The 13,772-nt window shown below is 42.4% G+C and carries 5 protein-coding genes; all 5 read left to right on the top strand.

Features of this window, described 5'->3' with window-relative positions; translation table 11 throughout:
* The first annotated feature begins 103 nt into the window (after positions 1-103).
* The 5 genes from GD631_RS00635 to GD631_RS00615 all read left to right on the top strand — a co-directional run bounded on the left by GD631_RS00635 (position 104) and on the right by GD631_RS00615 (position 13,772).
* Complete coding sequence (locus tag GD631_RS00635) at positions 104-4,138, top strand: hybrid sensor histidine kinase/response regulator transcription factor (protein WP_143257663.1); 4,035 nt, start codon at positions 104-106, stop codon at positions 4,136-4,138.
* A gap of 131 nt (positions 4,139-4,269) precedes the next feature.
* Entirely contained in the window at positions 4,270-7,329 is a 3,060-nt protein-coding gene (locus GD631_RS00630; RefSeq protein ID WP_143257664.1) for a SusC/RagA family TonB-linked outer membrane protein, read from the top strand.
* Positions 7,330-7,343: 14 nt separating this feature from the next.
* Positions 7,344-8,957 carry a RagB/SusD family nutrient uptake outer membrane protein gene (locus GD631_RS00625; protein ID WP_143257665.1) on the top strand — a complete coding sequence of 538 codons (1,614 nt, stop codon included), beginning with the start codon at positions 7,344-7,346 and terminating at the stop codon, positions 8,955-8,957.
* Positions 8,958-8,988: 31 nt separating this feature from the next.
* The gene (locus tag GD631_RS00620) at positions 8,989-11,097 is read left to right on the top strand and encodes a BACON domain-containing protein (protein WP_143257666.1); all 2,109 of its coding nucleotides are present in this window, start codon (positions 8,989-8,991) and stop codon (positions 11,095-11,097) included.
* Between the two features lie 11 nt (positions 11,098-11,108).
* Positions 11,109-13,772 (top strand): glycoside hydrolase family 2 TIM barrel-domain containing protein, encoded by a 2,664-nt coding sequence (locus GD631_RS00615; RefSeq protein ID WP_143257667.1) that lies wholly within the window; start codon positions 11,109-11,111, stop codon positions 13,770-13,772.

Here is a 13,772-nt window from a genome sequence, read left to right as displayed (position 1 = left end):
CGAGTAATAGTCTGCAGGCAATAGGCAATCAGGTTTTTGAATAAACGCTTGCATATATCTTGGATTTTCCCGAATATTGCATCTGAATTATCGAAAAACACAGATGGCCAAAGCTAAATTTCTTGTTGTTTATTGCCTGTTCATATCGGGACTTTGTTGCATGGCAAATGTGACGAAGGATATCAATATGCGCTTTAAGGACGTAAGGCAAGGGCTTTCTCATCAAACGGTCAATTGTTTCTATCAGGATGAATTCGGTTTTTTATGGATTGGCACTCAAGACGGGCTGAATCGATTTGACGGACGTAAGTTTGAAGTATTCAAACCGGATAACGCTAATCCTTATTCCATCAATATCAATAATATCAGGCAGGTTTGCGGAAATAAAGCCGGATTGCTCTTTATCCGCAGTTTGCAGAGCGTGACTCTTTATGATATGCGTTTGAATCGTTTCAGGGTGTTGCGTGAAGGAGAAGTTGCGGGAATCTGTTATGCGCACGATGCATTATGGATAGCTACCGGAAAGGAAATCTACCGTTACCGCAACCTCGACCAGACGCCCGAATTATTCTTTTCATTTCCTTCGGATGATGAGGATGTATTGATGAACAGTCTCATGGTTCGTCAGAATCAGACAGTGGTGGTGGGTACTTCCTCCAAAGGGATATATTGCATTGACCAGTCTGCACATATCACCCGACGTATGGATGTGGGAGCTGTCAATTCAATAACAGAAGACAGAAACGGAAGTATCTGGATAGCTACCAGAAACAGAGGACTCATACGGTTGGATGAAGATGGAAAATTTACTCATTTCAGGCATCATAAGATAGCTGAAAATACGATTAACCATAATAATGTGCGTCATGTGACACAAGCTAATGATAGTCTCCTGTATATCGGAACTTATGCCGGTTTGCAGACTTTAAACCTGTTTACCGGAGAGTTTACAGATTATGAATATGACTTGAATGTGGAGGCGGCCGATATACGTTCCATTATTTCGATGCATTACGACACTTCGGGGACTTTATGGTTGGGGACTTTCTATCAGGGAATCCAATATTATAATGTAGCGAATGATGCTTTCCATTTTTACCGCTCGTCTACGGCTGTTGGCGGTCATTTGAATTCTTATATTATCAGTTCCATTGCCGAAGACCGTTCCGGACGGATCTGGTTTGCAAGTGAAGGAAGCGGGTTGAACTATTATGATAAACATACCAAACGCTTTTTCCCTTTAAAAAAGGTCTATTCTCAGGAGCTTTCTTTTAAGATAGTGAAGTCTCTTTATTATGAGAAAGAGCCGGATTATCTTTGGGTAGCTTCTCTTTATCAGGGAATCAACCGGATTAATCTGTCGACCGGGCATATAGAATCTATCTCGGAAAACATCTATACTCCGGAAGGAAAAACAGTTGTTGACAGAGCCTATAATCTGGTGAAAATGATAGAGTTTGCCGGCCACGATTCTTTATTGATAGCTGCCAAGGGAGGATTGCTTGTATTGGATAAAAAACACCTTCGACTTCATCATTTCGAACACCCTTCGTTGGCTGCCAAACATCTGTCGCAGGTTTGGGATATGACGTTTGACAAAGACGGGGATTTATGGCTGACTACCTCTTTTGATCTGATACGAGTCAACCTCAAAGCGGGTACTGCTCATAGTTATCCTTTCTCCCAAATAGCGCAGAGCACAGCGCAGCATCACATCAACCACATTTTATGTGATAAGAAAGGACGTATATGGCTGGGATCGACAGGCTCGGGAATTTATCTATTTGATAAGAAGACAGATTCTTTTGTGGGATACGGAGCGAAACAGGGATTGGAAAATGGATTTATAACCGGATTGGTGGAGAGTCCTTTGGATGGTTCTATCTATGTGGCAACCAATGGTGGCTTCTCTAAATTCAACCTGGCAACAATTACATTCGAGAACTATAACAGACAGAGTGATTTTCCCTTGAATAATGTAAATGATGGAGGGCTGTATATTGCGTCCGACCACGATATTTACGTGTGTGGTCTGGCGGGTATTGTCTCTATCGCCCAGGAAAAGCTGAACAAACAGTCTGTTGACTATGATGTGTTTGTAAAACGGGTGCTTGTGGATAATACGGAAATACAACCGCTTGATTCGTTGGGGCTTATCAAAGAAACCGTATTGTATGAACATCGGTTAGTATTGCCGCCCAGATATTCTTCCGTCACTTTTGAGATAGCAAGTAACACCCTGAATAATATTTCTAATATCGGTCTGGAATATAAACTTGAAGGCTTTGATAACGAATATATGAAGGCGGGCGATAATACGATGATTACCTATACCAATCTTCATCCGGGGCATTATACTTTCCATGTCCGTGGCGACCAGGTGGGCGTTCACGGTCAGGAAGCACCTTCCGTTAGTTTTGAGCTGATAGTGGAGGCTCCCGTTTATCAGCGGGCATGGTTTATTTTGTTGATGGTGCTGGCAGCTATCCTCATTGCCGGCTATATTATCCGTATGTTCTGGATACGAAAAACCTTGCGGCACTCTTTATTGGCCGAGAAACGGGAAAAAGAGTATATCGAAAGTGTGAACCAGTCCAAACTGCGTTTCTTTACCAATGTATCGCATGAATTCCGTACTCCGTTAACACTTATATCCAGCCAGCTCGAAATGCTCCTGATGCATAAGGACATTATTCCTGAAGTATATAATAAGATTCTGGATATTTATAAAAATTCCCGCAGGATGAATAACCTCGTGGATGAAGTCATTGATATCCGCAAGCAGGATCAGGGATACTTGAAACTAAAGATTTCTAAAGAGAATATTGTGGCGGTGATAGAGGAAATTTGTGGTTCTTTCTATAGTTATGCCCAACTGAATAAGATAGATCTCCGCTTTTCTTCCACTCTGAAAGAAGCAGATTTGTATATTGACAAGACGCAGATAGAGAAAGTATTCTATAATTTATTGTCCAACGCTTTTAAGTATACGAAGCCTGGTGACTGGATTTCTGTTGAGCTGTCAGCGGAAGGAGATAATGACATTGTGATTTCAGTCAACAACCTGGGGGTAGGCATTGATAAATCCAAGATCAAACATGTATTTGAACGGTTTTGGCAGGATGATTCGGCAACAACCACACGAACTGTCAAAGGATCGGGCATTGGATTGGCGATGGCGAAAGGAATTGTAGAGTTGCATCAGGGAACCATCGGAGTGGAAAGCGAACCGAATGGAGTTACCTCTTTTACCGTTACTCTTCACCGGGATGCGAATATGAATATGGAAGTCTCTTCCTCCGCAGATGAGCACGTTGCTGAACATTATATAATAGAGCCTCAAGAAATTTCGGAAATGGTGAAGCCGGATAAAACGGTGAAAATGCTGATTGTAGAAGATAACCCGGAAATGCGTAAGGTATTGACGCAGATTTTTGAACAGATATATGAGGTATATACGGCTGCCGACGGGCAGGAAGGATTGGAACGGGCTTCTTCGCTGCAACCGCAGATGATTGTAAGTGACATCATGATGCCTGTCATGTCCGGACTGGAAATGTGCGAGAAGTTGAAAAGTAATTTGCAGACCAGCCATATACCTGTTGTCTTGCTGACAGCCCGCAACCGGGAAGAACATACCTTGGAAGGCTTGCAGACAGGTGCGGATGATTATATTTCCAAACCTTTTAATATCAAGATATTGGTAGCCCGGTGCAACAATATCATTCAGACTCGTAAACTACTTCAACAACGGTTTGTTCGCAACGACGAACCTAAAGTGGAAGACCTTCCGTTCAATCCGATCGATAAAAAGATGTTGATGGATGCTACGGCGATTGTGGAATCTTATATTGATAACGCAGACTTTGACGTGGCTACTTTTGCACGTGAGATGTGTATGAGCAGAACGTTGCTTTTTACCAAATTGAAAGCATTGACCGGACAGACTCCGAATGACTTTATTTTATCTTTGAGATTGAAAAAGGCAACAGAAAAATTGCGGAATGATCCCAATGCCCTGATTGCTGATATAGCATTTGATTACGGCTTTTCTAATCCAAGTTATTTTATCCGGTGTTTTAAAAATGCTTATGATATTACTCCGGCTGCTTATAGACGGAAATATGCAAATTCTTAATTTACAGAATTTTATATATCTGCTTCCTGACGAGAATTGTACTATTTGAACTTTTATACGGACGATTCTATTATTCGAAATCATTAATAATTGGGACTTTTGCGCTGTAATCATTCAAATTATTACATAGTATGAAAAACATCGTAATTAAATGGGCTGTGTTCCTGACAGCCTTTCTTATCTCTTTAGAGGTTAGTGCTCAAAACGTCAGAGTTTCTGGAGTGGTGACAGACGCATTTGGACCGATTCCCGGAGCTAATATTATGGAGGAGGGGACTACTAACGGTACAGTGACGGATGTAAATGGAAAATATTCAATCAGTGTATCGGCTAAATCGACCCTTGTTTTTTCTTGTATAGGATATAAGGAACAGAAGATACGTGTCGGTACGAAAACAGTGCTGAATGTGAATCTGGTGGAAGAGTCGAAAATGCTCGATGAATTGGTTGTTGTTGGTTATGGAGTTCAGCGTAAAAGTGATGTGGCTACTTCGGTAGCTTCGGTCAAAGCGGATGAAATGAAAACATTTCCCGCCGGTAATGTGGCTGATATGTTACGTGGACGTGCCGCAGGTGTGAATGTAACGAGTAGTTCCGGACGACCGGGATCAACTCCTTCGATTACCATTCGTGGTTCCCGTTCTATCAGTGCGGACAATGCACCTTTATATATTATAGATGGTTCTCCTTCCAGTGCAACAGAGTTCAGTACGTTGAGTGCGGATGATATTGAATCGGTTGAAATACTGAAGGATGCTGCATCGCAGGCTATTTATGGGGCACGTGCCAGTGATGGTGTGGTACTGGTGACTACCAAACGTGGTAAAGCCGGAAAAGTGGAAGTCAATTATAATGGCTATCTGGGTATTCAATCTCTTTGGAGAAATTTCGATTTCTACTCTCCTGAAGAATATATGCAGCTTCGTCGTGAAGCAAAGGCGCATGATAAAGGAATAATTGATGCGCGTGAGATTTCTATAGCCGAAGCGTTGGAAGACGAGGTGATGCAACGGGTATGGGCCGGCGGAAAGTTTATCGACTGGGAAAAAAAAATGTTTAGAAATGCAATCTACCATAATCACGATGTCAGTGTACGTGGAGGAACAGAGAAAATCAAAGTATCGGCAGGTGCCAACTACTTTGACCAACAAGGAATGGTGGTTACCGGGTCGGGGTATCAGAAGTTTTCTTTAAGACTGAATCTGGACTTTGAAATAGCTAAATGGATTAGTTTCGGTATCAATTCTTCTTATGCGATGACAAAACAAGATCGTGAGGATGGTAACTTTAATGATTTTATTACTAGTTCTCCATTGGCAGAGATATATGATGCTGATGGCAAGTATACAAAATATATCAACTCGGAAGGAAATTATAATCCTTTGTACCGTGCCGAACATTATGGACGTGAAGTAACTCGTGATAATTACCGCCTGAACTTTTTTATGGATGTGAAGCCATTCAAGGGATTCAATTATCGCCTGAATACTTCTGTTTATAATCAGACGTCTGAAGATGGTTCTTATAAAGATTCCCAATATCCGGGAGGCGGAGGAACGGCGGTTCTTGACGAATCGCGTACACAGAACTGGCTGGTTGAGAATATTGTGACTTATAAAGTGCCTATCCGGAATAAGAAACACCAGTTGACATTAACCGGCGTTCAGTCTGTCGACCATAATGGTTCGAAATCTATCGGGTACTCGGTTGAGAATCTTCCGGTGGATAAAGACTGGAACTTCATTTCTCAGGGTGAGTTTACAGGCAAGCCCCGTCGTCTGTTTAATGAAAATAACTTGGTGTCTTTCATGGCTCGGGCGCAATATTCACTTTTAGATCGTTATTTGTTGAACGTGGCTGTCCGCCGTGACGGTTCCAGCCGTTTCGGAAAAGAAAATAAATGGGGAACTTTCCCGTCAGCTGCTTTTGCCTGGCGTGCCAATCAGGAGAGTTTCCTAAGAGATGTGTCGTGGATTGATAACCTGAAACTCCGTGTGAGTTATGGTATTGTAGGTAATCAGAACGGTATCGGCAATTATACTACTTTGGGACTGGCTGATAATAAAGGATATGAGTTTGGAGATGTTTTTCAAATGGGATATTTGCCGGGCAAGGAACTGTCTAATCCAAACCTGAAATGGGAACAGTCTGCAACAGCTAACTTTGGTGTTGATTTTAGTTTCTTCAATGGTCGTCTGAATGGTACGGTTGAGTATTATAATACTCATACGAAGGATTTGTTGGTGGAACGTTCCCTGAATGCGTCACTCGGATATACCACCATGCTTGATAATCTGGGAAAGACGAAATCCAGTGGTATTGATCTTTCTTTAAATGGTGACGTGGTACGTACGAAGGAGTTTACCTGGACACTCGGAACTAATTTCAGCATGTATAAGAATGAAATTGTCCGTATTGACGATACTCTCGATGAGAACGGAAAGCCGGCAAGTCAGGTAGCCCAGGGATGGATTATCGGAGAACCGATCAATGTATACTATGATTATCTGGTAGATGGAATTTTTCAGTATGATGATTTTGAGATTACTCGTGATGGTACGGGAAATCTGGTCTATACACCGAGAAATACTTATGACAGTGATAATGACGGTGTGGCCGACAGTCCGATTGATTATGGTGGCGCTATTGAACCGGGAATGGTCAAAGTGCGTGATAACAACGGGGATGGAAAGATTACAGCTGATGACAGGGTACCTATCCGGAAAGATCCGAAGTTTACACTCTCCCTTTCTTCTACATGGAACTGGAAAGGATTTGACCTGTTCATGGACTGGTATGGAGTTTCCGGCAGAAAGATTAAGAACGGTTATTTGTACGAGTATAATTCCGGTGGTTCTTTACGTGGAAAACTGAATGGAGTGAAGGTGGATTATTGGACTCCGTTCAATCCTTCGAACAAATTCCCACGTCCTTCTTATAGTGCGGACCCTGCATATTTGAGTGCCATTGCCATTCAGGATGCTTCTTATATCCGTTTACGCACCTTACAACTGGGATATACTTTCCCCACCCGACTATTGAAGAATACTCCGATTCATAAGTTACGCTTGTATGCAACTGCTACTAACTTGCTGACATTTACGGAATTTAAATCTTATAGTCCCGAACTGACTCCAGGATCTTATCCGGAGTCCAGACAATATGTGTTCGGTGTCAATGTTTCATTCTAAAATAAAGAATCCTTATGAAAAAGTTAATATATACAGCCTTTGTCATTTGCGGAATGTTGACCGCTTCCTGCTCGGATTTATTAAATCTGGAATCCAAAACAGACGTGACGAATAATTATCTGTTCACTACTCCCGAAGGGTTGAATACTGCCGTTACAGGATTGTATTCCCTGGCACGTGAATTGCCGGGTGGAGCGGATAATAATGAATCTAATTTGTACATCGTTACCATGTGTGACTTTAATACGGATATTGCCATACTTAGAGCAGGTGTTTCTACCTCAATCGGACGTTTGAATACAAGTTTTACTCCAAGTACTGGAGATGTCAATAAGTTCTGGAAACATCACTATGGTATTATCGGAAAAGCAAATGAAATTATTGTAGCCGCGGAAGCCTTGGGGCTGGATGACAGCGATGTATTGCACGCATGGAGTGAAGCGAAATTCTTCAGAGGACGGAGCTATTTTGAACTTTGGAAACGCTTTGACCGTCTTTATCTGAACGTCACTCCGACCACTGTCGATAATCTGAAACGGGAGTATAAACCGGCTTCTCACGAAGAACTGATGACGCTGATGACGACTGATTTGGATGATGCGATGAAAGGTCTGGACTGGTCGCTTCCTCAAAATAACGGAAATGTGCTGTATGGACGAGTAACGAAAGCGACTGCCAAACATGTCCGTGCACAGGTTGCCATGTGGGAGTCAGATTGGGATACAGTCATTGAGGAATGTGAAGATATCTTTAAACAGGAGGGTATCTACTCGATGGAAAAGAAGGCCGAGAATGTATTTAATAGCGCAGATTTGAAATCCCCGGAAGTATTGTGGAGTTTCCAATATTCACAAAACTTGGGTGGAGGAGGTTCCGGAACTCCGGTTGCCGGACATCGTATCTCTATTCAGACCACTACCCGAATCAATAAAATTTCAGGTTGCATCAATACGGCCGATCAGGGTGGATATGGTTGGGGACGTATTTATCCGAATACCTATTTATTGAGTTTATATGATCAGGCTAAAGATACACGATACAATGAATTGTTTGTACACCGTTTCAAATACAATGATCCTAATTCTCCTAAATATGGAGAATTGATTCCTCTTGTGAAAAGTTCCAGCTATTGTGAGACGTTGCATTTCATGTCGAAAAAGTACTTTGACCAGTGGACTATGGCCGATAATCCGGACCGGACAACGGGATTCAAGGATTTGATTGTCTATCGACTGGCTGAAACTTACTTAATGGCGGCAGAAGCGTATATGCGCCGTGACGGAGGGATGAGCACGGATGCTCTGCGCTGTTACAATAAAACATGGGAACGTGCCGGAAATGACAAATTTGCGGGACCTCTGACGCAAGATATTCTTTTGGATGAATATGCTCGTGAACTGAATTTTGAGGGAGTTCGCTGGCCGTTGCTGAAACGTTTGGGACTTTTGGGTGAAAGAGTGAAAGCGCATTATGGTGAGACGAAAGTTGAAAATCCTTATTTAGATAAAGATTATGCGGAATGTCGTGCCAGCTTTGTAGTTGGAAAGCACGAATGTTGGCCTATTCCACAAGAACAGATTGACTTGATGGGGAAAGAGAATTTTCCGCAGAATGAGAATTGGTATTAAGCGATTGATTATCTGTAAAACATGAATAAGTATGAAAAGAATAATATATCTGTTATTGATTTTAAATCTAGGGCTGCTTTCCTGTGTCGATGATGCGTCGGTACGTGTGATGCCTGAATTTAATTGTAAAGATACAAAAGTAAACCTAGCAAAAGCGGCGGGTTCTTCCGTTACATCGCTATTATATACTAATGTCGGTCAGATTGTTGCTCAATATCAAGCGGAGTGGCTTTCTGTAGATGTAAACGCTAAAAGTGTAATATACACTGCCTTGACGCAGAATGACGGTGAGGATGCAAGGAGTACTGTCGTGAAACTGACTTGCGGTTCATATACAGTGGAAGTAACGGTTACACAGGATTCCAAAGAACCGGACCTTTCTTTGAAGGTAGGACAAAGTGTAGATGATGGTATCGGTATGATTTTCTGGGTGGATCCTTCGGACAATATGGTAGGAAAAGCTGTATCTGTAAAACGTCAGGGAGGAAATCCTTTTGAGGCTTCCGTGATGTCTCACAATGCGCTTTCCACAGTGAATGGATATGTCAATACGGCTTTGTTTACTGCTCCTGCTGCAAATGATGCAGTGGCATACTGTCAGTCGTTGGGTGAGGGATGGTATCTGCCTGCACGTGATGAGTTATGGGAGTTGTTTGATGTTTACAATGGTATTGTACATACTGATCCGGATTTTATTTCGACTGTACCCGATAAGTTGACGGAAGTTGAAAAAGCGGCACGTGCGGCATTTGATAAGATGTTGACCGATTTGCAGGGTGATGTGATAAATGAGGCTGCCGGTTCGGGCAATGGGGAAAGCTATTGGTCGAGTACGGAAAATGCAGCAGGGGATAAGGCTTATTGGGTACGTTTCGGAAAGTCTGGTGCTGATGCAGGAAATAAAACAGCTACCAACCGTTTTGTGAGATGTATGCGCACAATTGGTGATTATACTTATCCTGAAGAGCCGGCAACTTTGACGGTTACTCCTAATCCTGTGACATTGGAAGGTGCTAACGAAGCGGAAGCAAATGTTACGTTGACATCCAATAAGAGTGTATTCAGTGTAGTGTTGGCAGATGATTCCTGGCTTTCGTATATTATTTCAGGCACAACAGTTACGTTCAAGGCAAAATCGAAGAATGGCACTGGTAATATTCGTACGACAATTGCTACAATAACAGCCGGTACTGGCGCAGCTGCAAAAGCAGTGGAGGTAACAGTGAATCAAAATGTAGCTGCCGAGGGAGACGCTTCCCTCGAATTGAGTACCAATACGGTGACTATTACTCCTGATGCGGTAGCAAAATCAGAGGTAATTACAATGATTTCTGATGAGACGGAATTTGCAATAAATATCACTGATGAATCTTGGGTGAAAGCGTATGTTGATGTAACAAATAAAACTCTTTATTTTTGGACATTATCTCCTAATCTGAATAGCTCTAACCGGGTAACGACTGCTACGGTAACAGCCGGAAGCGGAGCAAAGGTGTCTAAACAAGAGGTTACGATTACACAGAAAGGACTTTTAAGTTCCGAGTTTGCGGTTGGACAGGTAATTGCGGATAATGGAGCGTTGAAGGGAGGCATTGTTTTCTGGGTAGACGCGACTAATCGTGGTAAAGCTAAAATCATGTCGTTGGACAGAGAGAATTTGGCATGGTCTACAGCAGGCTCTCCGGTTTCTACCGGTTTGACTTTATCTAATGATGACGGTTTAGCAAATACTACTGCCTTGGCAGCATTGCCGAATGCAGTGGAAATGCCTGCTCTTAAATATTGCATGGATAAAGGTTCCGGATGGTATTGGCCTACAAGATCGGATTTGGAACAGATGTTTGAAACCTATAATGGGACTAAGGTAGCAGATGCAACAGAGAATACTCCGAATGCGATTACTGATTTTGAAAAAGCAAATCGTGAAGCATGGGATCTGGTGATTACTAATGCAGGAGGAACTGCTATGAATACGGCAGCGGCATCTTCTAATGGGGATTCTTATTGGGCTAGTCGTGAAACGTCAAGTGGTACAAAGGCATTTTATGTACGTTTTGGAAAACCACTTGCCTGGGATAAAGCAAATGAGAAAAAGACTGGGGCAAGATACATTCGTGCCGTCCGTTCAATCTTGAAATAATGGTATTAGGTATGTGTAAGGTATATAGAAAAATAATCTTAGCCTGCTTGTTATTGATTGTTACCGGCACGGTCTGTGGTCAGCGTGTGACGCAAACGATCAACGATGGTTGGAAGTTCTCTCTCTTTGAGGGAGACGCGTCCACTGCTGACTTTGATGTGTCCGGTTGGACTGACGTTTCCATTCCTCATACTTGGAATGCAAAAGATGCAGAAGATGAAATTCCCGGTTACTTCCGGGGAAAAGGCTGGTACAGGAAAGCCGTGACAGTGGAGGAACTGATTGCCGGTCAAAGAGTTTATCTTTGTTTTGAAGGAGCCAATCAGGAGACAAATGTATTTGTGAATGGAAAGTTGGTAGGGAATCATAAAGGTGGTTATTCGGCTTTCACGTTTGATGTGACTGACTATGTTCATACCGGACGCAACTTGGTGGCAGTGAGTGTTGACAACTCTCATAATCCGGATATTGCTCCTCTTTCGGCAGACTTCACTTTCTTCGGCGGACTTTATCGGGATGTTTATCTGGTGTATACTTCACCCGTGCAACTGTCTACCACTCATTATGCTTCCAGTGGAGTATATCTCAAAACTGTTGGGATAACAGATGCTCAAGCGGAAGTGTGTGCAAAAACATTCTTGTCCAACGCTTTGAAAAGTAATCAGACATTGATTCTTGAAACGGAGATTTTGGATGCAGACGGCAATAGAGTGGCACTTTCCGCAAAGAAAGTGAATGTGAAGGCAGGGGAGAAGAATGTAGCCTTTAAAGCGTTGATGACTATTGCGCAACCCAAACGGTGGGATGTTGATTCTCCTTATTTATATAAGGTGTATAGCCGTTTGAAGGATAAAAAGGGAAAAGTTCTCGATTGCGTTGTTAATCCGCTGGGAATCCGTGAATATCATTTTGATGCAGAGAAAGGTTTTTTCCTGAACGGGAAATATCGGAAATTGATTGGTACCAGTCGGCATCAGGATTACAAAGGAATGGGGAATGCCTTGCGGGATGAAATGCATATCCGGGATATACAGTTGAGTAAGGATATGGGAAGTAATTTCCTGCGAGTGGCTCATTATCCGCAAGATCCGGTTGTGATGCAGATGTGTGATAAGTTAGGGCTGTTGACTTCGGTTGAAATTCCGATTGTAAATGCTATTACTCAAAGTAGGGCGTTTATGGATAACTGTGTGGAACAGGCTACGGAAATGGTTTATCAGAACTATAATTATCCATCTGTCATCATTTGGGCTTACATGAATGAAGTGCTTTTGCGTCCTCCCTTTAATTCTGACAACAAGAAAGAACGGGCGGAATATATGAAGTTTCTTCATCAAATAGCTTCGACTGTTGAGGCGCAGATCAGAAGTCTGGACTCGGAACGCTATACCATGTTGCCTTGTCATTCTGCTTCCCAAATCTATCAGGAAGCAGGGATTACTGAACTGCCAATGTTATTGGGATTTAATCTTTATAATGGATGGTATGGTGGTAATTTGGGCGGATTTGAAGAGAAACTGGAAGAACTTCATAAAGAGTTTCCTCATAAACCGTTGCTTATTACCGAATATGGGGCGGATGTGGATACTCGTATTCATTCTTTTTCACCGATGCGGTTTGATTTTAGTTGTGAGTTTGGCTCTGTCTATCATGAACATTATTTGCCTGAAATTCTAAAGAGGGATTATATAGTGGGGGCTATGGTTTGGAATTTGAATGATTTTTATTCCGAAGCCAGAAGAAATGCCATGCCTCATGTTAACAATAAAGGGTTGGTAAGTACGGATAGAGAACGTAAGGACGGGTATTATCTTTATCAGGCTTATCTGAAAGAGTCACCTATCCTGCATATTGCTTCTAAATCTTGGAAGAACAGGGCAGGGGCCAGTCGGGATGGAAAGAGCTGTACGCAACCCCTGAAAGTCTATACTAACGCGGATAAGGTGGAAGTCTTTTTGAATGGAAAAAGTTTTGGAGTATATCCAGTAACAGATAAGGTTGTTTCCGTGGACATTCCTTTTGTGAACGGAGAGAATGTGGTAGATGCTGTGATAGAAAAGGAGGGACGTGAATATCGTGACCAGTATGTCTGTGATTTTAAATGTGTCAATGTGAAGAATGGCTTTACGGAGATCAATGTGTTATTGGGGGCTCGACGCTATTTTGAGGATCGGACAGCAGAGATGTGCTGGATACCCGAACAGGTTTATGAAGAAGGTTCATGGGGATATATTGGTGGGGAGGTGGCTCCGAACAAAACTCGTTACGGTTCTTTGCCTGCCAGCGATACAGATATACTGGGGACGGATCAGGATCCTATCTTTCAGACACAGCGAGTAGGCATTGAGGCTTTTAAGGCAGATGTGCCGGATGGTGTCTATGCTGTATATTTGTATTGGACGGAACTTACTTCTGAAAATAAAAGAGAGGCTTTGGTGTATAATTTGGGAAATGATGTGGTGAGGGAGGACTATATTAACCGGGTATTTTCTATGGATATAAATGGGGTATCTGTTGCCGGACAAATGAATATTGCAGAAGAATACGGTTCCGAACGTGCGGTTATTAAGAAATATATTGTTCCGGTTTCACAAGGAAAAGGGCTTGTCGTTCGTTTTGGAGCGGTGGAGTCTGTGCCCATTTTAAATGCAATACGAATCGTAAAAGAATATTAG

The organism is Bacteroides luhongzhouii, from assembly GCF_009193295.2.
In the GTDB taxonomy this organism is placed as follows: domain Bacteria; phylum Bacteroidota; class Bacteroidia; order Bacteroidales; family Bacteroidaceae; genus Bacteroides; species Bacteroides luhongzhouii.
This window is presented reverse-complemented; position numbering and strand designations above follow the sequence as displayed.

Excerpts from the sequence above, each read along its gene's own strand:
- GD631_RS00630 (WP_143257664.1), top strand. The coding sequence starts at position 4,270 with ATGAAAAACATCGTAATTAAATGGGCTGTGTTCCTGACAGCCTTTCTT.
- GD631_RS00615 (WP_143257667.1), top strand. The coding sequence starts at position 11,109 with ATGTGTAAGGTATATAGAAAAATAATCTTAGCCTGCTTGTTATTGATT.
- GD631_RS00625 (WP_143257665.1), top strand. The coding sequence starts at position 7,344 with ATGAAAAAGTTAATATATACAGCCTTTGTCATTTGCGGAATGTTGACC.
- GD631_RS00620 (WP_143257666.1), top strand. The coding sequence starts at position 8,989 with ATGAAAAGAATAATATATCTGTTATTGATTTTAAATCTAGGGCTGCTT.
- GD631_RS00635 (WP_143257663.1), top strand. The coding sequence starts at position 104 with ATGGCCAAAGCTAAATTTCTTGTTGTTTATTGCCTGTTCATATCGGGA.